The 23222-nt window shown below is 64.6% G+C and carries 22 protein-coding genes; 14 read left to right on the top strand and 8 right to left on the bottom strand.

Features of this window, described 5'->3' with window-relative positions:
- Positions 1 to 10 precede the first annotated feature (10 nt).
- Together sppA and LAQ58_RS10290 are read left to right on the top strand one after the other, a co-directional pair.
- Entirely contained in the window at positions 11 to 1006 is a 996-nt protein-coding gene (gene sppA / locus LAQ58_RS10295; protein ID WP_224447380.1) for a signal peptide peptidase SppA, read from the top strand.
- Positions 1007 to 1073: 67 nt separating this feature from the next.
- The gene (locus tag LAQ58_RS10290) at positions 1074 to 2183 is read left to right on the top strand and encodes a DUF373 family protein (RefSeq protein WP_224447379.1); all 1110 of its coding nucleotides are present in this window, start codon (positions 1074 to 1076) and stop codon (positions 2181 to 2183) included.
- 16 nt (positions 2184 to 2199) lie between these two features.
- Here LAQ58_RS10290 and LAQ58_RS10285 read toward each other — a convergent pair whose 3' ends face one another.
- The 4 genes from LAQ58_RS10285 to LAQ58_RS10270 form a co-directional block, all read right to left on the bottom strand.
- Complete coding sequence (locus LAQ58_RS10285; protein WP_224447378.1) at positions 2200 to 2385, bottom strand: DUF7333 family protein; 186 nt, start codon at positions 2383 to 2385, stop codon at positions 2200 to 2202.
- 62 nt (positions 2386 to 2447) lie between these two features.
- Positions 2448 to 3188: a hypothetical protein gene (locus LAQ58_RS10280; protein WP_224447377.1), complete on the bottom strand. Its 741-nt coding sequence runs from the start codon at positions 3186 to 3188 to the stop codon at positions 2448 to 2450.
- A gap of 216 nt (positions 3189 to 3404) precedes the next feature.
- Complete coding sequence (locus LAQ58_RS10275; protein ID WP_224450154.1) at positions 3405 to 4187, bottom strand: aldo/keto reductase; 783 nt, start codon at positions 4185 to 4187, stop codon at positions 3405 to 3407.
- A gap of 127 nt (positions 4188 to 4314) precedes the next feature.
- The gene (locus LAQ58_RS10270) at positions 4315 to 4671 is read right to left on the bottom strand and encodes a DUF7344 domain-containing protein (protein WP_224447376.1); all 357 of its coding nucleotides are present in this window, start codon (positions 4669 to 4671) and stop codon (positions 4315 to 4317) included.
- Positions 4672 to 4768: 97 nt separating this feature from the next.
- On the opposite strand from LAQ58_RS10270, the gene LAQ58_RS10265 reads away from it, so the two are divergent.
- Together LAQ58_RS10265 and LAQ58_RS10260 are read left to right on the top strand one after the other, a co-directional pair.
- On the top strand, positions 4769 to 5443 hold the full coding sequence (locus tag LAQ58_RS10265) for a helix-turn-helix domain-containing protein (RefSeq protein WP_224447375.1): 675 nt from the start codon (positions 4769 to 4771) through the stop codon (positions 5441 to 5443).
- A 45-nt stretch (positions 5444 to 5488) separates the two neighbouring features.
- Entirely contained in the window at positions 5489 to 6055 is a 567-nt protein-coding gene (locus LAQ58_RS10260; protein WP_224447374.1) for a YdcF family protein, read from the top strand.
- A 185-nt stretch (positions 6056 to 6240) separates the two neighbouring features.
- Here the strand turns inward: LAQ58_RS10260 and LAQ58_RS10255 are convergent, their stop codons facing one another.
- Positions 6241 to 7611: a geranylgeranyl reductase family protein gene (locus LAQ58_RS10255; RefSeq protein ID WP_224447373.1), complete on the bottom strand. Its 1371-nt coding sequence runs from the start codon at positions 7609 to 7611 to the stop codon at positions 6241 to 6243.
- A gap of 123 nt (positions 7612 to 7734) precedes the next feature.
- Here LAQ58_RS10255 and LAQ58_RS10250 point away from each other — a divergent pair, with 123 nt between their 5' ends.
- Positions 7735 to 8385, top strand: a complete 651-nt coding sequence (locus LAQ58_RS10250; RefSeq protein WP_224447372.1) for a DUF6517 family protein — start codon at positions 7735 to 7737, stop codon at positions 8383 to 8385.
- A 43-nt stretch (positions 8386 to 8428) separates the two neighbouring features.
- Positions 8429 to 8776 carry a hypothetical protein gene (locus LAQ58_RS10245; RefSeq protein ID WP_224447371.1) on the top strand — a complete coding sequence of 116 codons (348 nt, stop codon included), beginning with the start codon at positions 8429 to 8431 and terminating at the stop codon, positions 8774 to 8776.
- A 369-nt stretch (positions 8777 to 9145) separates the two neighbouring features.
- Here the strand turns inward: LAQ58_RS10245 and LAQ58_RS10240 are convergent, their stop codons facing one another.
- Both LAQ58_RS10240 and LAQ58_RS10235 read right to left on the bottom strand, forming a co-directional pair.
- Positions 9146 to 10012: a 2-oxoacid:ferredoxin oxidoreductase subunit beta gene (locus LAQ58_RS10240; protein WP_224447370.1), complete on the bottom strand. Its 867-nt coding sequence runs from the start codon at positions 10010 to 10012 to the stop codon at positions 9146 to 9148.
- Positions 10009 to 11766 (bottom strand): 2-oxoacid:acceptor oxidoreductase subunit alpha, encoded by a 1758-nt coding sequence (locus tag LAQ58_RS10235; RefSeq protein ID WP_224447369.1) that lies wholly within the window; start codon positions 11764 to 11766, stop codon positions 10009 to 10011. The genes LAQ58_RS10240 and LAQ58_RS10235 overlap by 4 nt, the downstream gene beginning before the upstream one ends.
- A 237-nt stretch (positions 11767 to 12003) precedes the next feature.
- On the opposite strand from LAQ58_RS10235, the gene LAQ58_RS10230 reads away from it, so the two are divergent.
- The 4 genes from LAQ58_RS10230 to LAQ58_RS10215 all read left to right on the top strand — a co-directional run bounded on the left by LAQ58_RS10230 (position 12004) and on the right by LAQ58_RS10215 (position 16330).
- Positions 12004 to 12636, top strand: a complete 633-nt coding sequence (locus tag LAQ58_RS10230) for an FAD-dependent oxidoreductase (RefSeq protein WP_224447368.1) — start codon at positions 12004 to 12006, stop codon at positions 12634 to 12636.
- 86 nt (positions 12637 to 12722) lie between these two features.
- Positions 12723 to 14219 carry an ATPase domain-containing protein gene (locus tag LAQ58_RS10225; RefSeq protein ID WP_224447367.1) on the top strand — a complete coding sequence of 499 codons (1497 nt, stop codon included), beginning with the start codon at positions 12723 to 12725 and terminating at the stop codon, positions 14217 to 14219.
- 40 nt (positions 14220 to 14259) lie between these two features.
- Positions 14260 to 15933 (top strand): bacterio-opsin activator domain-containing protein, encoded by a 1674-nt coding sequence (locus LAQ58_RS10220; protein WP_224447366.1) that lies wholly within the window; start codon positions 14260 to 14262, stop codon positions 15931 to 15933.
- Positions 15934 to 15979: 46 nt separating this feature from the next.
- Positions 15980 to 16330 (top strand): DUF7344 domain-containing protein, encoded by a 351-nt coding sequence (locus LAQ58_RS10215; protein ID WP_224447365.1) that lies wholly within the window; start codon positions 15980 to 15982, stop codon positions 16328 to 16330.
- A 278-nt stretch (positions 16331 to 16608) separates the two neighbouring features.
- Here the strand turns inward: LAQ58_RS10215 and LAQ58_RS10210 are convergent, their stop codons facing one another.
- Positions 16609 to 16845 carry a hypothetical protein gene (locus LAQ58_RS10210; protein ID WP_224447364.1) on the bottom strand — a complete coding sequence of 79 codons (237 nt, stop codon included), beginning with the start codon at positions 16843 to 16845 and terminating at the stop codon, positions 16609 to 16611.
- Between the two features lie 96 nt (positions 16846 to 16941).
- Between LAQ58_RS10210 and LAQ58_RS10205 the strand changes: the two genes are divergently transcribed.
- From LAQ58_RS10205 to LAQ58_RS10190, 4 genes are all read left to right on the top strand, one after another.
- A complete protein-coding gene (locus LAQ58_RS10205) occupies positions 16942 to 18642 on the top strand; it encodes an acyl-CoA mutase large subunit family protein (RefSeq protein ID WP_224447363.1) in 1701 nt (566 codons plus the stop codon).
- Positions 18643 to 18824: 182 nt separating this feature from the next.
- On the top strand, positions 18825 to 20810 hold the full coding sequence (acs, locus tag LAQ58_RS10200; RefSeq protein ID WP_224447362.1) for an acetate--CoA ligase: 1986 nt from the start codon (positions 18825 to 18827) through the stop codon (positions 20808 to 20810).
- Positions 20811 to 21109: 299 nt separating this feature from the next.
- Complete coding sequence (locus tag LAQ58_RS10195; RefSeq protein WP_224447361.1) at positions 21110 to 21544, top strand: DUF4212 domain-containing protein; 435 nt, start codon at positions 21110 to 21112, stop codon at positions 21542 to 21544.
- Positions 21541 to 23220, top strand: coding sequence for a VC_2705 family sodium/solute symporter (locus tag LAQ58_RS10190; RefSeq protein ID WP_224447360.1), 1680 nt, complete (start codon positions 21541 to 21543; stop codon positions 23218 to 23220). The genes LAQ58_RS10195 and LAQ58_RS10190 overlap by 4 nt, the downstream gene beginning before the upstream one ends.
- Positions 23221 to 23222: the final 2 nt, after the last annotated feature.

Raw genomic sequence — 23222 nt, 5'->3', positions numbered from 1 at the left:
GTGAATCTCTGTGAAGTCGCGGAAAGTAACGGCTGAACGCGTCGTCATCGTCCTCCTCGGGGTCCTCGTCGCTGCCGTCGTCGGTTGGATACTGTTTCTGTCCGTACCGGAGTCGCTCGAAGACCTCCTCGGGGTGGTGCTCGTGCTCGTCACCGTTGCCCTCGGCGCGCGGTTCGCGTCGCGAATCGCCGCCTCCCGCGTCTCGGCGTACAACGTCGCCGAAGTCGCCGTCCAGGGACCCATCTCTCGGGATCGTGGCCGTGGTCCGCTCCCGACCGGGAGCGTGGGAACCCCCGCCGACGACGTCGTCGAGCAAATAGAGCGGGCGGACGACGACGGCGACGCCGAGGCGCTCCTCCTCAGGCTGAACACGCCGGGCGGCGAAGTCGTCCCGAGCGACGACATCCGAAACGCCGCCGTCGAGTTCGACGGCCCCACCGTCGCCTACGCCACTGACACCTGTGCCAGCGGCGGCTACTGGATAGCCAGCGGCTGCGACGAACTCTGGGCGCGCGAGGCGAGCATCGTCGGGAGCATCGGCGTCATCGGCTCGTCGGTGAACGTCCACGAACTCGCCGAGCAGTTGGGCATCTCCTACGAGCGCTTCGCCGCCGGGAAGTACAAGGACGCGGGGTTGGCGCTGAAGGAACCCTCCGACGACGACAGGGCGTATCTGCAAGGGATCGTCGACCGACTCTACGACCACTTCGTCGAGCGCGTCGCCGACGGGCGCGGCATGGACCCCGAGACGATTCGCGAGACGGAAGCCCGCGTCTACATCGGCACCGACGCCCACGAACTGGGACTCGTCGACGAACTCGGCGCACGCGACGACGTGGAAGCGAGACTCTCGGAACTGCTTGGCGCCGACGCGGTGGTCCAGAAGTTCGAGCCGCAGCAAGGGCTCACCGTCCGACTCCGTCGGGGTGCCGAAGGCGTCGCGTACGCGCTCGGAGCGGGACTGTCGAGTCGATTCGACGCCGAGGGCGTCGAGTTCAAGTTCTGACCCGGGAACGGCGACGGAACTCCGACGACTGGGAGGATTTTTAGCCCACCGGGTGCTCCGCTGACGTGTGACAACGCTGGTCCTCTGTGTCGACCGGGCGAACGACATCGGGCGCAAGACCGGCTTGCAGACCCCCGTCTCCGGGTGGGAAGCAGTGCAGTCGCTCGTCGTCGACGTCGGGCTCGCCGACCCCGAGGACACGAGCGTGAACTGCCTCCTCGAAGCGCTCCGCGTCGCCCGCGACCTGCGCGACGAACGCGAGGAGGCGGTCGTCGCCGTCGTCTCGGGGGCGAGCGAGTCGATAGTCGGGGCCGACCGGTCGGTCGCCGCGCAACTCGACGAACTCGTGGCGGAGTACGACCCCGAGAGCGTCGTCGTCGTCGTCGACAGCGCCGAGGACGAGCGACTCGTCCCCGTCGTCGAGAGCCGTCTCCGCGTCGACGCCGTCGACCGAATCGTCGTCCGGCAGGCCCGCGACATCGAGTCGACGTACTACCTCCTCAAGCAGTTTCTCGCCGACGAGGAACTCCGCCAGACGGTGCTCGTTCCGATGGGTATCGGTTTGCTGCTGCTGCCGCTTCTGCTGTTCCGATTCGAGTCGCCCGCGCTGGCGGTGGCGTTTCTCGCGTCGCTTCTCGGTGCAGTGTTGCTGTACAAGGGACTCGCCATCGACGAACGCCTCGCGAACGTTCCCGAGCGGGTGCGCGACGCGCTCTACTCCGGGCAGGTGTCCGTCGTCACCTACGTCGTCGCCGCGGGACTGACGCTCGTTGGCGTCTTTCTGGGCGGGTTGGAGGCCTCGGCGTTGGCGAGAGGCGACGCCGTTGTCGTCCCCGCGATTCAGTTCCTCTACAGCAGCGTCCCGTGGCTCGCGCTGGCGGCGCTGACGGCGAGTACCGGCCGCCTCGTCGACGAACTCATCCAGACCGACGAGGTGCGCTCGCCGTACTGGAACCTCCCCTTCGGCGTCGTCGCGCTCGGCCTCGTGGTTCGGGGGTTCACCGGGTGGTATCTCGAGCGCGAAGGCATCCTTCCACACGCCTTCGTGCCGGGGATAGGCAGCGAACTTCCGCCGACGTACCGACTCGCGGCGTTCATCGTCGCGGGACTCGTCGTCAGCATCGTCGGCGTCGCCGTGGCCTCGAACGTGACCGACGAGTCGCTCGACGTGCGATAGGTGAGAAACGGCAGTTTCAGCGCGCCGCGCGGTACTCGCCGTGTTTGATGCCGACGACGAGCGCGAGGACACCGAACAGCGCGATACCGACGCTGACGCCGACGCTGATTGTCGTCGGCATCGGACTCGTCACCGTTCCGCCGATAATTACCAGCAACGGGACGACGAACAGTGCAACGGTCGTCGTGAGATCGAACTGCATGTGAGAGCGTTGGACGGAGCGCGATTAAGAGTTTCTCCGAGACAGTCCCCGGAATCTGACTGTCACCGCCGCCGCGGGCGCACGATATCCGCGAGGGCGACGACGATACCGAGTAGCCAGCCGAGCGGAACCGCGACGCCGAACCACATCAGCACGTACGCGAACCCTTCGAGGGTGAACCGCTCGCGGAGGAACTGATCGAGACCGCCGATGGCGAGAACGTTGTCGAGGAGCCAGATGGCGACCGTCTGGCTGCCGGGGAAGACGATCTCCGAGAGCGTCGGCGAGTAAAGCGCCGCGACGACCGGCGGGAGGAACAGCGCGGTCATCACCGAAGGGTACGCGAAGAGGACGCTCGTCCCGCGCCCGCCGACGCGCGAGAAGACCACGGCGAGCGCCGCCGAGAGCGTCGCGACGAGGCTGGCGGCGAGCACCGCCAGAAAGCCGTTCGTCGAGAACTGGTACCGCGCGAACGCGGTAAGCGCTCCCCAGACGACCACCGAGAGGAGCACGACGCCGACGAGACCGAGACGCGCCCCGGCGCTGTCGAGTCGCTTCGCGTAGAACCGCGTCGCGAAGCCGAGTAGCAGAAGCGGATACGCGAGCGCGACGAGCGGAACGCCGAGCGCGCTCCAGACGGAGTAGGCTGCGCGCTGCGGTCCGGTCTGCGGTTTCCACTTCCCGATGACCGAGCGTCCGGCGTCTAGCTGGCGCGGGAAGACGAGCTCCATCCACGTCTCGTGTAAGCGGACGAGGTCGATGCGTATCGCGCCGACCAACCCCGGTTGCGTGGCTGATTCCATTGGAACACAGTGTCGTAGCAGGTGATGTGAATTTTGTGGGTTCGACACCGGGGCGAACCGGCGGCGTCACCCTCCCAATTCGGACGGACGAGGAGTATGGAGCGAAAACTTGGGGGCGAAAATGGAGGATAAAAAAAAACGGAGGACAAAAAACCGCGGAACGAAACGCGCTGGAGACGGAAACGAAGTCGCCGACGCGTCGGGTTTCGGCGGCGTCTACCAGGGGGCGAAACTCGGGTCGACGCGGCGGTCGGTCCGGTCAATGGCGTCGATTTCGGTGACGTCGTCGTCGTCAAGGTCAACCCCAAGCGACTCCCAGTTGTCGCGGATGTGCTCCTCGCTCGTCGCCTTGGGGATGGCGGTGACACCTTTCTCGCGAATCCAGGCGAGGCTCACCTGGAACGGGCTGGCGTCGTGTTTTTCGGCGATGGCGGCGATGGTGTCGTTCCCGGCAATTTCCCCGCGGGCAAGCGGCGAGTACGCGACGAGTTCCACGTCGCGGTCGGCGCAGTGCTCGCGCAGTTCCTCCTGCGGGAGCAGCGGATGCAGTTCGACCTGGTTCGCGAAGATGGGGGCGTCGGAGTGTTCGATGGCTTCGTCGACGTGCTCGGGTTCGAAGTTGCTGACGCCGATGCGCTCTATCAGCCCTTCGTCGTACAGTTCGTTGAACGCCGAGAGCGTCTCCTCGGGATCGTACTCGCGGGCTGGCCAGTGGACGTAGAGGAGGTCGACGTAGTCGACGCCGAGCTCATCGAGACTCCGCTTCGTCGTCTCGACGACGTCGTCGCGGGCGAGGTTGTCTATCCACACCTTCGTCGCGAGAAACACGTCCTCGCGCGGAACGTCGGCGGCGGCGATTCCCTCGCCGACTTCGGCTTCGTTGCCGTACGCCTGCGCGGTGTCGATGTGGCGGTAGCCCATCTCCAACGCCGTCTGGACCGCGTTTCGACACTCGTCGGCGTTCGTGTTCTCCCACGTGCCGAGACCGAGCATCGGCATTCCGTTCGCGGGCGGAACGTCGTCGCTGCCGAGTTCGTCTCCTTGGGTCATGTATCGAAACGAAAGGTCCTCACGCCAAAAGCGGTTGCGGCTGTCGTAGGTGCTGCCGTCAGTTTCGACGCCGCGTTCAGGGCCACGCGCCGGGCAGATGCTCGGCGTGGCCGTCGAGAACCCGAAGCAACGGCACGAGTTCGTCGAACGCCGGACCGCGCGTTATCTCGCCGGTCGATTCGTTCCATTCGACGTAACCTGTGACGACCAGTTTCGGCAAATGGACGTGGCGAAGTTGCGCCCGGACTCGATTCCGTTCGACGTCCCGCCCGGCCGCGAGTTCCTCACTCAGCGTTCGCTCTTCGCGGGGACTGCGTTCGAGAACGCCGAGCAGCACTCGCCGCCGCATACTGCTGGCCAGCGCCACGAACGCGTTGTTGAGTTCGACTGCTGGGCGAATCCGATCGGCCGTTTGCGGGTCGTCGTCCGTCAAGTGCCTCTCCCCAGTTCCTATTCATGCCAAGTAGGAATTCGTGATGTGCTTGTTCAGTACGGACGCTTAAGTGGAGTCCCGTACTCCCCTCAGACGTATGGTCGTCGTCGCCGAACTCGAAATTCCTGCGAACGCGTTCGATCTCGGCCGTCTCTCGCAGGTCACCGAGGGAATCCACATCGAACTGGAGCGCGTGGTCCCTATCGGGACCGACGGCGTGATGCCGTTTTTCTGGGCGACCGGACCTGACACCGAGTCGTTCGACGCCTTCGAGCAAGCGGTTCGAGGCGACGACGTGGTGGAGGAACTGACCGCTGTCGCGCGGGTCGACCATCGGGTGCTCTACCACGTCGTCTGGAGCGACACCGCCGCGAACCTCACGGCGGTTCTCGTCGCGAGCGAGGCGACGATTCTCGAGGCGTACGGCGACGACCCGTGGCGGTTCCGACTTCGGTTCGCCGACCACCGGGGACTCCGGGAGTTTCACAACTACTGTCTCGACCACGACGTCGCCTTCCGGGTGGAGCGCATCTACACGCTCGACGAGGAGCAGGACGCGAAGTACAACTTCGATCTCACGCCCGAACAGCGGAGCGCGCTGACGCTCGCCGTCGAACACGGCTACTTCGGCGTCCCCCGAGAGGTCTCGCTGCAGGAGATCGCCGACGAACTCGGTATCAGCCAGCAGGCCGCTTCCGAGCGGGTCCGTCGAGGCGCGGAGACGGTTTTGCAGAGCGTATTGCTCTCGCAGTCAGCGTCGGACCTCGACTAACTCGGTGACACGACTGTATTTGTCGCTGGAAAACCGACTGCGTCCATGGTCATCGTCGCACTCGGCGACCGCCTCCGGTCGGATTCGATTCACCGCCACCTCCGGCGACGCGTCGACGTCGCGGTCGACGCCTTCGAAGGAACCGGCGCCCCGTACCTGCTGTTCACCGGCGCGGCGACGAACCCGGACGTCCCGCGGGCGGAGTGCGAGGTGATGGCCGACTACGCTGTCTCGCGAGGGGTCGACCCCGGACGCATTCTGCTCGAAGACGAGGCCCACGACACCCGCGGAAACGGCTACTTCAGCAGAGTCCTCGTCGACGAGCACGCACCCGACGTTGAGACGGTGTCCGTCGTCAGTTCGCGGCTCCACCTCGAGCGAGCAGCATACATCTTCGAGCGGTGTTTCGGCGACGCGTACGAGATAGACACCGGCAACGCCGTCGACCCGGAGCCGAGTCACGACGGTTTCTCGGCGGCGGAGATCCGTCGACTCCGCCGAGCGGATCGGGCGTTCTTCGACGGCGTGACGCCCGGCGACCTTGAGGCAATTCGGCTGCGGCTCGCCGACTCCAACCCGGCGTACGCGTGGCTGGCCGAAGACGAGGGGTAAGAAGTTCAATGCTTCGCGAGACGACTCCATCGGAGTGTGGTTACCCGCCCTCTGCGGTGGCGATACGGAGCGTCGAGAGTCTCGGATCCTGACCGAGACCGAAAGGCCGAGCGAGCCGCTTTTTGGTCGAGCGTTTTACAGGCGAGAGTGCGCGGAGCGCACCCCCCGCAGTGAAAGGGTCGGTGTTAGTACTTGGGGTCCGCGCCGGTGATAGCGTACACGTCGTCCATGATCTCGTCGCGCACGTCACGCCACGTCTCGAAGCCGCCCGGTCGGGACGGGTAGCGGTCGTAGTGTTCCTTCAACTCATTCGCTTTGCTCCGTACGCGGGCCAACTCGAACAGCGTGTCCCAGTGGCCGAACGTCCGCACGAGGGTTTTCAGTTTCAACCCGAGATGCATCGAGTCGGTGCCGCCGCGGCCGACGGCGTCGGCCAACTGCTGACCGGGGACCGAAGTGACGATGCCGACGAGTTCGTCCACGTCGTGGACGCCGCCCCAGATGTTGTAGAGGTCGATAGCCGCGAATCGCTTGCCGAAGTCCGTCATCACGTCGTGGTTGTACATCCACAGCGCCTCCTCGCTCACGTCGCCGTCGCCGACGGCCGCAATGGCGCGGTTGGCCGCGCGGTGTGCGGATTTCGCCGCGCCGGGGATGCCACCACCCGTCGTCGGGTTGACGTGGCCTGCGGCGTCGCCGACGGCGACGAAGCCGTTCGCGACCGCCGAGTCGTACGGTCGTCGAGTGGGGAGCGCCGCGCCGAGTTTGTCTTTCACCGTCGCGCCCGCGAACTCCGCGCGCCCGCGAAGGTCGCGTTTGAGCGCCTCGACGAGTTTCATCGGTTCTCTGTTCATCTGGAAGCCGAGGCCGACGTTGATTTCGGTCGACGTGCGCGGGAAGTACCAGAGATATCCTAACTCCTCGGTCGGTTTGAAGACGATAGCGTCGTCCCAGTCAACGGGGTTCTTCACGTCGATGACTTCGCGGTAGGCAGAGCAGAACTGCGAGTAGTTGACGTTCGTGTCGAAGGTCGTCCCGGAGAAATCGGCCTTGTCCTGAAGAAGCGAGAGCGCGCCAGCGGCGTCGATAGTGACGTCGGCCTCGTAGTCGACGACCTCGCCGTTTCGCTTGGCGCGGACGCCGGTGACGGTGCCGTCGTCGGCTTGGGTCACGTCCTGGACGACGGTGTCGTAGTGGATGTCGACACCGGTTCGCTCGGCCTCCTCGAGGATAATCTCGCCGTATCGCTTGCGGTCGATGACCGCACCCGGTTCCGAGAGCGGGATATCGAGCGTCTCCCCGTTCGGACTCTCGAACACCGCGCGCCGGATGTTCCGGTTAGTGAACGACTCCTCCTTCAGATAGTCGAGGTCGATAACGTCCGGAAACGAACTCTTTCCTTTGATAGCGTCACCGCAGGCGATGTGACCCGCCTCCTCCGACGACTTCCGCTCGACGATGACGGTATCGAGACCCGCAGAGGCCGTCGTTGCAGCGGCGAAGGCCCCGGCAGTGCCTCCCCCGACCACGACGATATCGTACATGTCCGCTGGCATAGACATGTAGTTACCCGCCGGCTCATAAAAAACGCGTGCATCCGTCACGTAGACCGACGAGTTCGGGCGCGTCGACGCTCGAACTAGAGTAAGTGATTTCGTCACACACGTTCTTCTGACTGTATGGACCGCACACTGTTTCTCCTTCCAGCGCTCGCACTCCTCATCGTCGTCTCGGGGTGCGTCGGTTCCGACGCACTGACCCTCGAATCGAATCCGGCGTCGATATCCGACGGAGCGCTGGCGGACGCGAGCTACGAACCTGGCGAAAGCCGGTCTATCGTCGTCGAACGTCGACTCAGCATCGGCGGAACCGACACGAACGTGACTCTCGTCGGGTGGCTCTCGTCGTACGCGCGCACCGACGGCGCCGCCTCGGTCGTTCTACTCTCGACGCCGAACCCCAGCGTCGCGGGTGTCTCCGCCAATCCGCTCGCCGGGGAGACGAACGACGAACTCGTCGAACGGCTGCTCGACCTCTCGAACGGCGTCACCGGCGATTCTGTCGGTGACCTCGAACGCGTCGGCGAGACCGAGCGGACGATTCTCGGCGAGCGGGCGACGGTCGTCACCTACGAGGGTGACGTGAGAGCCGACAACGTCTCCGTCGAGGGGTCGGCGTCGCAGTCGAACGAGTCGATGTCCGTACGGTTCCACGTCGCGACGGTTACCCACGGCGACGACGTCATCGTTGCGCTGGCGATGCACCCCGCCGACGTCGACGAGCGCGACACGGTGCTGTCGCTGTTCGAGCGAGTCGAACACGAGGAGTGAGATACGGCGGAAAGTCTACAACTCCCCGCTGCGCACGGCGGGCATGGTCTCCGTCTTCATCTCCGAGACGGTGCTCTGTACGCCGGGTACAGGCCTTCCTCAGACAGCGGTCGGTGTTTTTCTGCTCGGGTTCGCTTTCGTCTGGAGCCTCGGCAATCGAGATGGCCCGTGGCTCGGGAAACCGTCCCTCTCACTCGCCGTGAGCACAGTCGTGTCGCTGTGCTGCTTTGCGGCGTTCCTCTTCGGACTACTACTGGTCGGCGCCTTCGACGACCTGCTCGGCTACGGCGGCTTCGGCTGTGGCACTCAGTGGCCGTACGTTCCTGCGACTGCCATGTCCTTGGCCGCTGGCGTACTCCTCCTCCGAACCGGACGACGAATTCAGCAGTGAACTTGCGAAGAGCGGAAGACGACGCTTGGGTGAAGAACGCACTGACAAATTTTGGCGAACAGACGGCACAGCGAATTTCGCGACTCGCGGAGCGGCGTGCCGTACACCCGCCTCAACCGACCCCGCGCGATTCGTCAACGCACGGGAGGTCTGGTCCCCTCTTCGCTGATAAACGTTCGTCGCAGTGCAGTCGCTGAGGGGGCTGCGGTCGGCGGTCAAGTAATTGTACCGCGAGCGAGGCCGTCAGGCCGAGCGAGCGGGCCGACGACTGAACAGAGCGAACGAAGTGAGCAAAGTGAAGGAGGAGTGCTTTTGACGAACCTTTTACCGAGCGAGGCCGCGGAGCGGCCGAGCGCAGCGTAAAAGGTTCTAGTAGAACTCTCGAACGAGGTCCATCGCGTCGTCGGGCGCGCCCTCGGGGATGTCGGCCATGTTCGAGTCGAGACCGTGCTGCTCCTCGTACGGCACCGAGTTCTCGTTCTGGTAGATGACGCCCTGGTACTCCTTGGAGGCGTCGAGAATCTTGTCCTTGGCCGCGTCGAAGTCGTATCGGTCGTGGTCGTCGTCGTCGCCGAGATCCACGAGGTTGTCGCGGAAGTAGTCGTACGTGTCGACGTCGTTGAACGTGACGCACGGGCTGAACACGTTAACGAAGCCGAAGCCGTCGTGTTCGATGGCCTCTTGGACAATTTCGGCGTGTCGCATCGCGTCTGAGGAGAACGACTGCGCGATGAACGTCGCGCCCGCCGCGAGTGCCAGCGCCATCGGGTTGACCGGCGGCTGTTTCGGTCCTTCCGGCGTCGTCGACGTCTGGAAGTCCTCACGCGAGGTCGGCGAGGCCTGACCTTTGGTGAGGCCGTAGATGCGGTTGTCCATCACGACGTACGTCATGTCGACGTTCCGGCGGACGGCGTGGACGAAGTGGCCCGCGCCGATGGAGTAGCCGTCGCCGTCGCCGCCGGCGACCATCACTTCGAGGTCGGGGTTCGCCATCTTCACGCCCGCGCCGACCGGGAGCGCGCGGCCGTGGACGCCGTGCATGGCGTAGCTGTGCATGTAGGTGCCGATCTTGCCGGAACAGCCGATGCCGGCGACGACGAACGTGTTGTCGGGGTCGTTGCCCGTGTTCGCCAGCGCCTTCATCATGCCGTTCATCGTGCCGAAGTCGCCGCACCCGGGGCACCACGTCGGCTGTTTGTCGGACTTGAAGTCGGTGAATCGAACGTCTGAGCTCATGCGGTAATCTCCTGTGAGAGCGTCTCTTTGATCTCTTCGGCCAGTTCGTCGGCTTTGAATCGGACGCCGTTGTACTTGTTCACGCGCTTGACACGGGTAAGGGCGTCGTGTTCGAGGATGTCAGCGAACTGTCCGGTGTTGTTACACTCGACGACGATGACATCGTCGGCGTCGTTGATGACCTCCGAGAGGTCCGGACGTGGGAAAATGTACGGCACCGAGATGAAGCGGACGTCGACGCCGTCCTCCTCGAGGAACTCGATGGCTTCGACCATCGCACCTTCGTTCGAACCCCACGAGATGACGAGGTTCCCCGAATCCGTGTCGCCGAACTCGCGGTAGGCCCACGGTTCGCGCTCCTTGGCCGTCTCGACCTTCCGGTTGCGCTTGTCGACCTGTTCGACGCGCATGTCGGTGTCCTCGGTTCGGCGCCCGAGTTCGTCGTGTTCGAGACCCGTCGACATGTGCGCGCCGCCGGTCGTACCGGGGAACGAGCGCGGACTCACGCCGTCGTCGGTGAGCGCGTGGGGTTTGAACTGTCCCTTCTCGTTCTGCCACTCGCTGATGGTGTCGTCGTCGACGACCTTGCCGCGGTCGATCTCGACGGCGTCCATGTCGAACTCTTCGGGCGCGAACGTCTGCTCGGTTACCGCCATCGCGAGGTCGGCGGCGAGGTACACCGGCGTCTGGTACTTCTCGGCGAGGTTGAACGCCTCGACGGTCTTGTGGAAGCACTCTGCGACGGTGGTCGGCGCGAGCGTGAAGCGTGGAATCTCGCCGTGACCGCCGTACACCATCTGGTTCAGGTCGCCTTGCTCCTGCTTGGTCGGCATCCCCGTCGAGGGACCCGAACGCATCACGTCGACGATGACCAGCGGCGTCTCGGAGGTGGCGATGAGACCGAACGTCTCGGTCATCAGGTCGATACCCGGGCCGGACGTCGCGGTCATCGCGCGGGCACCGGCGCGCGCGCCGCCGAGCGCGAGGTTGATAGCCGCGAGTTCGTCCTCCGCCTGTACGACGTGACCGCCGTACTGCTCAATTCGACCGGTGAGATACTCCATCACGTCCGTCGCGGGCGTGATGGGGTAGCCGGCGTAGAAGCGGCATCCGGCGGCGATGGCGCCCATACCGATTGCCTCGTCGCCGTTGAGGAGCACGTAGTCGTTGTCGGTGGTCTCGAGATCGTAGTCGAACTCGTGGTCGAAGTTCTCGTTGACGTAGTCGCGTCCGGCGCGGGCGGCCTTGCGGTTGTTGTCGACGATGGCCTGTCCCTTGCCGCCGAAGCGCTTCTCGAGCGAACTGTCGAGGTGTTCGATGGGGAAGTTGGCAACGGCGCACGCCGCACCGAGCGCGACGACGTTGCGCATGATGGCCCCGCCTTTCTCCTCGGCGATGCTCTGGAGGGGAACGTTCAGCCCGACCATTCCCTCCGGGATCTCGACGCCCTGCATCGTGGTGCGCTCACCGTCGTAGACGATGACGCTGCCCTCGCGCAGTTCGTCGAGGTTTTCGTCGATGGTTCGCGGTGTGAGCGCGATGAGTACGTCGAGTCGGTCCACGACACTCTGCACCTGGTCGACCGAGGTTCGGACCTTATACGCCGTGTATCCGCCGCGGATACGCGAGGCGAAGTCCTTCGAGGTGAACACGTGCCGGCCAGCCCGTGAGAGTGCCTGGGCGAAAATCTTCCCCGTGGAGTCGATGCCATCGCCAGCCTCTCCGCCGATGGCCCAGTTGAAGTCCGCAGGCATGCTAACCAGTGCTACCTTGGGCCGAATCAAAAGCCTTCTGAAAGGAGCGGTCCGGTATCATCTCGCGTTCGGGCGTTTTTTCGGCTCGCCGTTATCGAAACGACCGACTTTCGCCCCGACTCCGTGACGGTTTTACACCCCGACTCGGCTCGAAGTACAATCCGTCTTATCTTCCCATCTCGCAACGACTGACGCGAGTGGGAAGCGACTTTGTGGTCGCCTCCGAAACGACCGAACATGGACGCAACCGTCGCCGTCACCGACGTCACCTCGGTCGGCCCGAACACGGTCGCTATCGTGCTCGAATCGCCCGACGGGTTCGAAGCCCGTCCCGGGCAGTTCGTCAAAATCTCCGCCGCCGTCGACGGCGAGGAGTACGCGCGCTTCTACACGCTGTCCTCGCCCGACGCCCACGAGACGTTCGAGATAACCGTCGGCGTCGACCCCGAGGAGGCAGGGCCGTTCAGCCGTCACCTCCTCGACCTCGAAGCGGGCGACGAACTCGACATCTCCGGCCCGTTCGGCAACGAGTACTACGAGGACGAGTCGCACGTCGTCGTCCTCGCCGGGGGACCGGGCGTCGGCGCGGCCGTCGGTCTGGGTGAACGCGCGCTCCGCGACGGCGCGTCGGTCGCCGTCATCTACAAGGACGACGCGCCCGCGCACGAGGAGCGACTCGCGGATCTCCGCGAACGCGGCGCGACGGTCGTCGTCACCGGCGGCGACCTCGCCGACCACGTCGCCGACGTCCACGACGGCGACGCGCAGGTGTTCGTCTACGGCTTCGCCGACTTCGTCCAGGAGGCTGCCGACGCCGTCGAGAGCGCGGGCGGCGACCCGGCGGACGCGAAGGTCGAAAACTTCGGCTGAGCGCGCGCGAATCTGACGGTCGTCCAAGGTTAGATACGACCGACGCGCCCACAACGAAAAAATACCCACAGCGAGTATTATGGACGATGGAAGAGGTCAACCACGAGTCCGCCGGACGAGAAACGCCCAACGGAGGGCGCGTATCGAGCGGCATCGACGGACTCGACGACGTACTCTGCGGCGGCTTCGTCCCGAACCGAACGTACATGGTTAGGGGCGAACCCGGAGCGGGCAAGAGTATCCTCGGGATGCACTTTCTGCGCGCCGGACTCGACGCGGGCGAGTCGGTACTCTATATCAACCTCGAAGAATCGACCAAGAACGTCAAAGAGAACGCGGCGTCGCTCGGCTTGAATCTGGACGGCGTCGACTTTCTCGACCTGAGCCCCGATTCGGACTACTTCGCGCGGAACCTCTCGTACGACATCTTCAGCCCCGATGAAGTCGAAGGCGACTCCGTCACCGGGGAGATAACGACGCGCGTCGAGGAACTCAACCCCGACCGATTGTTCATCGACCCGTTAACCCAACTGCGGTATCTTGCACCCGACGACTACCAGTTTCGCAAGCAGATTCTCTCGCTGATGCGGTTTTTCAACGTGCAAGGGTCGACAGTCCTATTCACCGCGCAGGCGACGGAGACGCGCCCGGACGACGACCTGCAGTTCATCTGCGACGGGACGCTCAACCTCGAACGGACCGACGAACGGCGGACGGTGACGGCGACGAAGTTCCGCGGGTCGGATTTCCGCAGCGGTCCGCACACGCTCACCATCGACCACGGCGGAATCCGCGTTTTCCTGAACCAACTTCCGCAGACGGCCGGTCGGAAGTTCGAATCCGAGACCATCTCCTCGGGCGTCCCCGAACTCGACCAGTTGCTCAACGGCGGCATCGAGCGGGGGACCGTGACCATCATCACCGGTCCGACCGGTGTCGGGAAGACGACGACAGGCATCCAGTTCATGAAGGAGGCCGCTGGACGCGGCGAGCGGTCGGTCGTCTACCTGTTCGAGGAGAACGAGCGGACGCTCATGGAGCGAAGCGGTTCGGTCAACATCCCCGTCAAGCAGATGCTCGATCAGGAGGTGCTCTCGATCAACGAGACGAAGTCGCTCGAACTCAGCGTCGACGAGTTCAACGAGCGGGTCCGCGCGGAGGTCGAGGAGAGAGGCGCCGAAATCGTGATGATAGACGGTATCGTCGGTTACAAGTTCGCCCTGCTCGGCGAGAACGACGAACTCACGCACAACCTCCACGCGCTCTGTAAGTACCTCAAGAACATGGGGATCTCCGTCATCCTCATCAACGAGGTACAGGACATCACCGGCGAGTTTCAGGTGACAGACGATGGAGGTTTGAGCTACTTGGCTGACAATATTTTATTCCTCCAGCATCTCGAATTGAATGGAGAGATGCGAAAAGCCGTCGGCGTACTGAAGAAGCGCACGAGCGATTTCGAACGCCAGCTACGGGAGTTCCGCATCACTGAGTACGGCGTCCAGATCGGCGAACCGCTGACGAATCTCCGCGGCATCCTCAGTGGCCGACCGGAGCAACCGGACGACGACTTCGAACAATGAAACGAGAGTCAACACGGGGACGGACGAGGCGGAGTCGGTTATGACCGACCGTCTTCTCGCGGGGCGGGCCGCAAGCGATGCGTCCCGACCCGAAGGGGGACGGATTCTGCTCGCAGTCAGTCACGATGAGAACCGGTCGTTGCTCGCCGACGCGCTCGAAGTCGACCACCAGGTCGTCGAGAACAAGCCCGAAGCTATCGATTCGGACGACGTCGACCTCTGTGTGCTCGACCCGCCGACGCTCGCGAAACACGGCGACGTGTTCGAGGCGCTCAAAGACCGCGCCGAACCGCTACACTTGCCGTTCCTGCTCGTCGTTCCCGAACGAAACTTGACGGACGGCGACGTGTGGCGGCAGGTCCGCGCGCAGTTTCCGCCCGGCGTCGACGACCTGATTCGGACGCCGGTCTCGAAAGCCGAACTGCGCGGCCGCCTCCAGTCGCTCTTGCGCGCACGTCGGCAGTCTATCTCGCTCGGCGAACAGCGGGAGCGACTCGACCGACTCAACCGCGTCAACTCCGTCATCAGGGAGGTCAACGCGGCGCTGGTCGGGGCGAAGAGTCGCGACGAGGCCGAAGAACGCGTCTGCACGCGGTTGTCGGAGGCGGGACCGTACTGCTACGTCCGCATCTGCGAACCGCGGGCGACGCACGAGACGCTCACCGTCAGCACGGAGGTCGGGAGCGTGGTCGACCCGCCAGAACCCGAGACGGCGACGAACGGCGAGCGGACCTACGGGACCGCCGCGTGGCGATCGTACCGCGACCGAAGCACGGTCACCACTGCGTTAGACCCCAGCGAACTCGCCGTCCTCGACGACGAGTCGGCCTCGGCGTGGCTGCGGTGGGCCGACCGCGGCGGCGTCCGAGCGTTCGCGTGTGTGCCGATTCGCTACCGCGACACGGTGTACGGCGTTCTGGAGGCGTACACGGCCGAAGATGACGCGTTCGACGAAGAGGAGCAGTCGGTGCTCGACGAACTCGGCCAGACCATCGGCCACACTATCAACGCCGTCGAGAGCAAGCGCCTCCTGTTGACGAAGGGGGCGACGGAGGTCGAACTCCGCCTCGAAGACGGCGACGACGCGCTGCTCGAACTGGTCGCCGACGCGGGCGCGGAACTCGCGCTCGAAGGCGTCGCGGGAACCGACCCGCCAATTGAGTTCTTCACCGTCGCCGACGGCGACGCCGAGAGACTTCTCAAACGCGCCGCCGACTCGCCGGCGATTCGCCGACAGCGACTTGTCCGGGAGACGGCCGACGGCGCGCTCGTCCAGATCGTGTTCGAGGAGGAGTCTTTCGCCGAGACGCTGACAGACCTCGGCGTCACCGTCGACACGCTCGTCGTCGACGGCGGCGGGGCATCGGTCGTCGCGTTGCTCCCGCAGGACGGCGACGTGGGTGCGTGTATGCGCGGACTGCGGAGCGCGTACGACGACGTCAAACTCCGGTCACGCAGACAGGTCGAACGCCGGCCGCTGACCGACGGCGACTTCGTCTCCGCCGTCGATTCCGACCTGACGGAACGCCAGCGCAACGTACTGCAGGCGGCGTATCTCGCCGGCTACTTCGACCAACCCCGCGAGAGTTCGGGAAAGGAGGTAGCGACCTCGCTGGACATCTCTTCGGCGACGTTCCACCAACACATCCGAACCGGCGAGAAGAAACTCGTCTCGAAACTGTTCGATAAAATTACACTCGGTGGCGGGACCTGATTCTTTAGGTACTGGTGATTTATATATCCCATCCTTCGGTATGGGTATGAGTTCGCAAGAAGTCGCAGTCGATGTCGGAATTCAACAGACTGACGCGACGAAAGAGTTGCTCGAGGCGCTGTCGAGCCCTCGCCGCCGCCACCTGATTCACGCGCTCTCGGACCAACCGGGCCCGGTCACGGTCGAGGAACTGGCCGAGGAGATCTATCGCCGCGAGTCCGAGGCGGGCGAGTCGACGCACCCTCAGCAGATCGCTACCTCGCTGCACCACCTCCATCTGCCGAAGCTCGCGACGCGCGAATTCCTCGAGTACGACAGCGCGCGCAAGGAAGTGACGCCGACCCGCGAAACCGACGACGCGAGCCGTGTACTCGTCTCCGCCGGATTCCACGACTGAGCCGATACGACCGCCGTTTCTGTACAGGGAGCACGACCGACGAGCGACGCGTATCGGGCGCGCCCGCCGTCTCGGTACAAGCGAAGCGACGACGTAGCGGTGGAGCACGACGACGAGACCGTACGACGACGAGACCGTACGACGACGAAGAGACGGTGTAGTGACGAAAAGACGGGGTGGCAGTACCGACGAGAGGCGCAGAAGGGAAATGAGAGACGCAGACGGAAGAACCCAGAGACGCTAACTGGAGAACGCGGCCTCGAACGGCTAGCGGTCGTTCACTGCCCGACGGTTAACGCCATCAGCGCGAACGCGCCGCCGACGCTCGCGACGGTCACGCCGACGGCTTTCACGAGCGCGGCGTCGGACGCGAGCGACGGTCCCTCGAGGGCGGTGTGACGGTCCGGAAACAGGAGCGCGCGAAGCGAGGCGATTCGAGTCGGTGCGACACTGGCCACAGTCCCCAGACAGAGGAGCGTGAGGCCGAGCGAGATATCCATCGTGACGGGTGACATCGTCGTCTGCCGACGGGCGGGTATCGATTATAGGTCTTCTCGATTCGGTTCCCCGGGACCCGAATCCTTAATGAACAGTCCGGCAAATTCTCCTTCATGTACGACGAGGACGACCTCTCCGAGATCCGGGAAGCACACGAGGAGTGGGCCGAGGAGACCCGCGACCCCGTAGTCGACCGCTTCGGCGAGCGCAAAGACCGGTTCGCGACCGTCTCGAACCTCGAGATCGACGACATCTACACGCCCGAGGACGTCGCGGACCTCGACTACACCGAGGATTTGGGTTTCCCCGGCGAGAAACCCTACACTCGGGGCGTCTACCCGACGATGTACCGCGGGCGGACGTGGACAATGCGGCAGTTCGCCGGCTTCGGCACCGCCGAGGAGACCAACGAGCGCTTCCACTACCTCATCGAGAACGGCCAGACGGGGCTGTCGACGGCGTTCGACATGCCGTCGTTGATGGGCAAGGACTCGGACGACCCGCTGTCGGACGGCGAGGTCGGCAAGGAGGGTGTCGCCGTCGACACGCTGCGCGACATGGAGATTCTGTTCGACGGCATCGACATCGGCGAGGTCACCACCTCTTTCACCATTAACCCCTCTGCGCCCGTCGTCTACGCGATGTACGTCGCGCTGGCGGACGAGCGCGGCGTCCCCCGCGACCAGATCGGGGGAACGTTCCAGAACGACATGCTCAAGGAGTTCATCGCGCAGAAGGAGTGGGTCATCCCACCGAAGCCCTCGCTGGACCTCGTCACCGACACCGTCGAGTTCGCCGCCGAGGAGACGCCCCGAATCCGCCCCATCTCCATCTCAGGCTACCACATCCGAGAGGCCGGCTCCACGGCCGTTCAGGAACTCGCGTTCACGCTCGCCGACGGCTTCGCCTACGTCGAAGCGGCGACCGAGCGCGGTCTCGACGTGGACGAGTTCGCGCCGCAACTGTCGTTCTTCTTCAACTCGCACAACTCCATCTTCGAGGAAGTTGCGAAGTTCCGCGCCGCGCGCCGCATCTACGCCCACGTGATGGAGGAGTGGTACGACGCCGAAGACGAGAAATCCAAACAGCTGAAGTTCCACACCCAGACCGCCGGACAGTCGCTGACGGCTCAACAGCCGCTGAACAACATCGTCCGCGTGACGATTCAGGCGCTGGCGGGCGTGATGGGCGGTACCCAGAGCCTTCACACGAACAGCTTCGACGAAGCGCTGGCGCTGCCCTCCGAGGAAGCCGTCAGGGTCGCACTGCGCACCCAGCAGATAATCGCCGAGGAGTCCGGCGCCGCTGATAGTATTGACCCCCTCGCCGGGAGTTTCATGGTCGAATCGCTCACCGACGAAGTCGAAGAGAAGGCGATGGCGTACATCGAGGAGATTCGGGAGATGGGCGACGGCTCCGTCCGCGACGGCGTGCTCCGCGGCATCGACGAGGGCTACTTCCACCGCGAGATTCAGGACGCCTCCTACGAGTACCAATCACGCGTCGAGGAGGAGGAGGAGATCGTCGTCGGCGTCAACAAGTACGAGATGGACGAGGACACGACGCTCGAACTGCTGCACGTCTCCGACGAGGTCCAGGAGCGACAGCTCAGTCGACTCGAAGAAGTGAAAGCCGAACGCGACGACGACGCCGTCGAGGCGGCGCTGGCCGACCTCGAAGCCGCCGTCGAGGAAGGCGAGAACGTGATGCCCGTCCTCGTCGACGCCGTGAAGGCGTACGCGACGATGGGCGAGATAATGCAGTTGTTCGAGTCGAAGTACGGGAGCTATCAGGAGAAAGTCGGGCTAGCGTAACGACGCTCCGACGACGGCGAACGACGCCCGAGCGCCCCTCGATTCGGAGTTCGCTCCGGACCCTTCTTTTTATGCTGTAACGTCCTGCCCGAAACGAGGAAAACCGCCAGCGGTCGGCACCTTCAGCGACTGAATTCGGTGGTAAATCTTATCACGGTGCTGTGGGATGGTGACAGTGGACTATGACAGAAGACAATGTAGAACTCGAAGCGCGCCTCGCAGAGCAGGAGGAGTTCGAGCCGCCGGAGTCGTTCGTTGAGCAGGCGAACGTCTCGGACCCGGGAATCTACGAGGAGTTCGAGGAGAACTGGCCGGAGTGCTGGGAGGGCGCCGCCGACCTGCTGGAGTGGTACGAGAGCTACGACCAGGTGCTCGACGACTCGGACGGCCCGTTCTACGAGTGGTTCACCGACGGGAAGCTGAACGCCTCCTACAACTGTGTGGACCGACACGTCGAGGACGGCCGCGGCGACGAGGTCGCGCTCGAATGGGTGGGCGAACCGACCGACGAGGAGAACCGCAGCTACACGTACGAGGAACTCCAGAAAGAGGTGAACGAGTTCGCCGCGGCGCTACGCGAGCAGGGCGTCGGCGAGGACGACGTGGTCACCATCTACATGCCGATGATTCCAGAGGCGCCCATCGCGATGCTGGCGTGCGCGCGCATCGGCGCGCCGCACTCGGTCGTCTTCGCCGGGTTCTCCGCGGACGCGCTGGCAACGCGAATGAACGCCGCCGACTCGGAGTATCTCGTCACCTGCGACGGCTACTACCGCCGCGGCGACCCCCTCGACCACCTCGACAAGGCCAACGAGGGCCTCTCGGGCGTCGACCACGACACCACGACGGTCGTCGTCGAGCGCCTCCGCGACGGCGACGGCTTCGACCACGACTTCGACGAGAACCAGCACTCCTACGCCGACCTCGTAAGCGAGCAGGAGGGCGCAGAGGTCGACCCCGTCCAGCGCGATGCCGAGGACATGCTGTTCCTGATGTACACCTCCGGCACCACGGGTCAGCCGAAGGGCGTCAAGCACACCACCGGCGGTTATCTCGCGTGGGCTGCGTGGACCTCCCAGGCCGTCCTCGACATCAAGCCTGAGGACACCTACTTCTGCTCGGCGGACATCGGCTGGATTACGGGCCACTCCTACATCGTCTACGGGCCGCTCACACTCGGTACGACGTCCATGATGTACGAGGGGACGCCCGACTACCCCGAGCGGGACCGCCTCTGGGAAATTATCGAGGAGTACGAGTGCGACCAACTGTACACCGCGCCGACGGCGATTCGGGCGTTCATGAAGTGGGGCAAGCAGTTCCCCGAGAGACACGACCTCTCGTCGCTCCGCCTGCTCGGCACGGTGGGTGAACCCATCAACCCGCGCGCGTGGAAGTGGTACTACAAACACATCGGCGGCGAGGAGTGCCCCGTCGTCGACACGTGGTGGCAGACCGAGACGGGCGGCATGATGGTGACGACGCTGCCCGGCGTCAACAAGATGAAACCCGGCTCCGCGGGACCGGCGCTGCCGGGCGTCGACGTGCGCATCGTCGACGCCGAGGGCGACGAGATCGACGCCGGTAATGCGGGCTACCTCACGGTACAGAAGCCGTGGCCGGGGATGCTCCGGACGCTGTACAACAACGACGAGCGGTTCGTCAGCGAGTACTGGGAGGCGTACTCCGACCCCGACGCCGACGAGTGGGTCTACTTCCCCGAGGACGGCGCGAAGATTGACGACGACGGCTACATCACGGTTCTCGGTCGCGTCGACGACGTCATCAACGTCTCCGGCCACCGCCTCGGCACGATGGAGATCGAGTCGGCCATCGTCGGCGTCGAGGGCGTCGCCGAGGCTGCCGTCGTCGGCGGTAGCCACGACGTGAAAGGCGAGGCGGTGTACGCCTACGTCATCATCGAGGACGGCTACGAGGAGAACGACGAACTCAGAGGCCGAATCATCGAAGGCGTCGAAGACGCTATCGGCCCCATCGCGCGGCCCGAACAGGTCATCTTCACGCCGGAACTGCCGAAGACCCGCTCGGGCAAGATCATGCGTCGCCTGCTCGAAAACATCGCCAACGGCGAGGACCTCGGCGACACGTCGACGCTTCGGAACCCCGAAATCGTCGGCGACATCGAAGCGAAAGTCAGCGACGACTGACCGACGGCCGAGCGACGATTCCAGTACTCGACTGAGGAACGTCACCGGTACGCCGGCAGCACGATGGCACCACGCTGCGCGGGGTTGCGCCGTCGTTACGTCTTGCCGTCATTACGCCGAGGACGACGCAAACGAGCGCCGTAACGGGCGGTACCACCGTCGTCGCGCATCGCACAACCCGAGAAAATCACCGCCCTCCGGTCGGTCTCCTCCTCGCTACCGGTCCGTCCGCGGACAGTTTGTGGCAACGACTTCGGAAGACAAAGCAACTTTAACGAACGATAACGACAGAGTAGCCGATGGTAGAGAAAAACTCACAGGACTCGCCCGTCGAGACGGACGGTGGTGCGCTCACGCAAGCGGCGCAGAGCCACCGAGAGACGAACTATCTCGACCGGGAAGTCAACCTCTTGAGGCCGAGTACGCCGTTCATGCGCGAACACTTGCGTATCGTGTGGACCGGTTTCATCCTCTGGGCGCTCATCGTGTTCGGCCCGGTGACGCTGACTTACCTCGCACCCGGAGTCATGACCGCGGAGATGCCGGTGCTCGGCTTCCCGCTGCACTACTTCCTCGTCGCCATCGGCGCGCCGACCGGGGCGTTGCTGCTGTCGTTCTGGTACGCGCGCAAGCGTGACGCGCTGGACGAGAAGTACGGTATCGACCACGCGACGACGCAGAGTAACGCTGACGGCGACGTCGCCGTCGCCGCCGACGGAGGAACGAACGAATGACGCTCGGAGCGGTGCTCCAGAGCGGACTGCTCCCGGAGGGGCTGAACGTCTCGTTCAAACTCGCCCCGGCGATCCTCGTCGCGGCGATGCTCGCGCTGTTCTTGGGTATCGGGTACGCGTTCCGCGTCGCCGACACTGAGGGGATGTGGGTCGCCGGTCGCTCCATCGGTAACGTCGAGAACGGGATGGCCATCGGCGCGAACTGGATGTCGGCGGCGTCGTATCTCGGGATGGCCGCGCTCATCGCGCTGTCGGGCTTCTACGGGCTCGCGTTCGTCGTCGGCTGGTCGACCGGCTACTTCATCCTGCTCATCTTCCTGGCCGCGCAGATGCGGCGGTTCGGGAAGTACACGGCCCCCGACTTCGTCGGCGACCGGTTCAACTCCGACACCGCCCGCGCTATCGCGGCGGTGACGACGTTCCTCATCGGCTTCGTCTACGCCATCGGGCAGGCCCGCGGGATGGGGCTGGTCGGTCTCTACATCTTCGGCGACATCGGCATCCCCGGGATGAGCGGCTACCAGTCGATGGTTATCTTGATGATGGCAATCACCGTCGGCTACCTGACGCTGTCGGGGATGCTGGGCGCGACGAAGAACATGGCCGTCCAGTACGTCATCCTCATCGTCGCGTTCCTCGCGGGACTGTACGCCGTCGGCTTCACGCAAGGCTACTCGACGGTACTGCCGCAGATTGAGTACGGCGCGATGGTCGCCGAACTCGGCTCCGAGTTCAGCGAGCCGTTCGTCAACGAGAGCTACTACCTCTGGATCGCGACGGCGTTCTCGCTAGTCGTCGGGACCTGCGGACTGCCGCACGTGCTCGTGCGATTCTACACCGTCGAGAACGAGCGGACCGCCCGCTGGTCGACGGTGTGGGGGCTGTTTTTCATCTGCCTGCTTTACCTCTCAGCCCCGGCGTTCGCGGCGTTCGGCACCGACCTCTACTCGGAGAACATCGGAGCCGTCTACGGCGACCCCGGCATGACGAGCGCCGCCGGTGACGTCATCGTCGTGCTCGCGGCCCAGTTAGCGGAGCTACCCCAGTGGTTCGTCGGCTTCGTCGCCGCGGGCGGCATCGCCGCCGCGATCGCGACCACCGCCGGCCTGTTCATCGCGGGGTCGTCGGCCATCTCCCACGACATCTACGCGAACATCATCAACGAGGACGCGAGTCAGCGCCAGCAGGTGCTCGTCGGTCGACTGAGCATCGTCGCGCTCGGCGTCATCACGACGCTCGCCGCGCTGGACCCCGCGGCGCCCATCGCCGCGCTGGTCTCGTACGCGTTTTCGCTCGCCGGCGCGGTGCTGTTCCCGATGTTCTTCCTCGGACTCTGGTGGGAGAACACGAACCGGCAGGGCGCGCTGGCGGGGATGACGACCGGCCTCGTCATTTGGCTCATTCCGATGATAAACGAGGTGCTGCCGACGTACATCGGTACGGGCGAACCGTACTCGGCGACGCTGGCGGCAGCGGTGCCCGCCATCGGGTCGGCGCTCGTGGCCGTTCCCATCGTGTTCGTCGTCACCATCGGCGTCTCGCTCGCGACCGACGAACCCGACATGGCGACTAAAAGGCTGGTCCGGCAGTGTCACAGCCCTGAACCGATGTCGCGGATGCAGTCCGCCGAAGAGGTCGCGACGACCGACGGCGGTGAACCCGTCTCCGACGACTGAGC

This window comes from Haloprofundus salilacus (assembly GCF_020150815.1).
Taxonomy (GTDB): domain Archaea; phylum Halobacteriota; class Halobacteria; order Halobacteriales; family Haloferacaceae; genus Haloprofundus; species Haloprofundus salilacus.
This window is presented reverse-complemented; position numbering and strand designations above follow the sequence as displayed.

What these genes read in the sequence shown, in the direction of transcription:
- LAQ58_RS10250 (WP_224447372.1), top strand. Translation starts at nt 7,735, where the DNA reads ATGGACCGCACACTGTTTCTCCTTCCAGCGCTCGCACTCCTCATCGTC.
- LAQ58_RS10245 (WP_224447371.1), top strand. Translation starts at nt 8,429, where the DNA reads ATGGTCTCCGTCTTCATCTCCGAGACGGTGCTCTGTACGCCGGGTACA.
- LAQ58_RS10220 (WP_224447366.1), top strand. Translation starts at nt 14,260, where the DNA reads ATGACCGACCGTCTTCTCGCGGGGCGGGCCGCAAGCGATGCGTCCCGA.
- LAQ58_RS10230 (WP_224447368.1), top strand. Translation starts at nt 12,004, where the DNA reads ATGGACGCAACCGTCGCCGTCACCGACGTCACCTCGGTCGGCCCGAAC.
- LAQ58_RS10195 (WP_224447361.1), top strand. Translation starts at nt 21,110, where the DNA reads ATGGTAGAGAAAAACTCACAGGACTCGCCCGTCGAGACGGACGGTGGT.
- LAQ58_RS10240 (WP_224447370.1), bottom strand. Translation starts at nt 10,012, where the DNA reads ATGAGCTCAGACGTTCGATTCACCGACTTCAAGTCCGACAAACAGCCG.
- LAQ58_RS10275 (WP_224450154.1), bottom strand. Translation starts at nt 4,187, where the DNA reads ATGCCGATGCTCGGTCTCGGCACGTGGGAGAACACGAACGCCGACGAG.
- LAQ58_RS10260 (WP_224447374.1), top strand. Translation starts at nt 5,489, where the DNA reads ATGGTCATCGTCGCACTCGGCGACCGCCTCCGGTCGGATTCGATTCAC.
- LAQ58_RS10235 (WP_224447369.1), bottom strand. Translation starts at nt 11,766, where the DNA reads ATGCCTGCGGACTTCAACTGGGCCATCGGCGGAGAGGCTGGCGATGGC.
- LAQ58_RS10280 (WP_224447377.1), bottom strand. Translation starts at nt 3,188, where the DNA reads ATGGAATCAGCCACGCAACCGGGGTTGGTCGGCGCGATACGCATCGAC.
- LAQ58_RS10255 (WP_224447373.1), bottom strand. Translation starts at nt 7,611, where the DNA reads ATGCCAGCGGACATGTACGATATCGTCGTGGTCGGGGGAGGCACTGCC.
- LAQ58_RS10285 (WP_224447378.1), bottom strand. Translation starts at nt 2,385, where the DNA reads ATGCAGTTCGATCTCACGACGACCGTTGCACTGTTCGTCGTCCCGTTG.
- LAQ58_RS10215 (WP_224447365.1), top strand. Translation starts at nt 15,980, where the DNA reads ATGAGTTCGCAAGAAGTCGCAGTCGATGTCGGAATTCAACAGACTGAC.
- LAQ58_RS10210 (WP_224447364.1), bottom strand. Translation starts at nt 16,845, where the DNA reads ATGTCACCCGTCACGATGGATATCTCGCTCGGCCTCACGCTCCTCTGT.
- acs (WP_224447362.1), top strand. Translation starts at nt 18,825, where the DNA reads ATGACAGAAGACAATGTAGAACTCGAAGCGCGCCTCGCAGAGCAGGAG.
- LAQ58_RS10265 (WP_224447375.1), top strand. Translation starts at nt 4,769, where the DNA reads ATGGTCGTCGTCGCCGAACTCGAAATTCCTGCGAACGCGTTCGATCTC.
- LAQ58_RS10225 (WP_224447367.1), top strand. Translation starts at nt 12,723, where the DNA reads ATGGAAGAGGTCAACCACGAGTCCGCCGGACGAGAAACGCCCAACGGA.
- LAQ58_RS10205 (WP_224447363.1), top strand. Translation starts at nt 16,942, where the DNA reads ATGTACGACGAGGACGACCTCTCCGAGATCCGGGAAGCACACGAGGAG.
- LAQ58_RS10190 (WP_224447360.1), top strand. Translation starts at nt 21,541, where the DNA reads ATGACGCTCGGAGCGGTGCTCCAGAGCGGACTGCTCCCGGAGGGGCTG.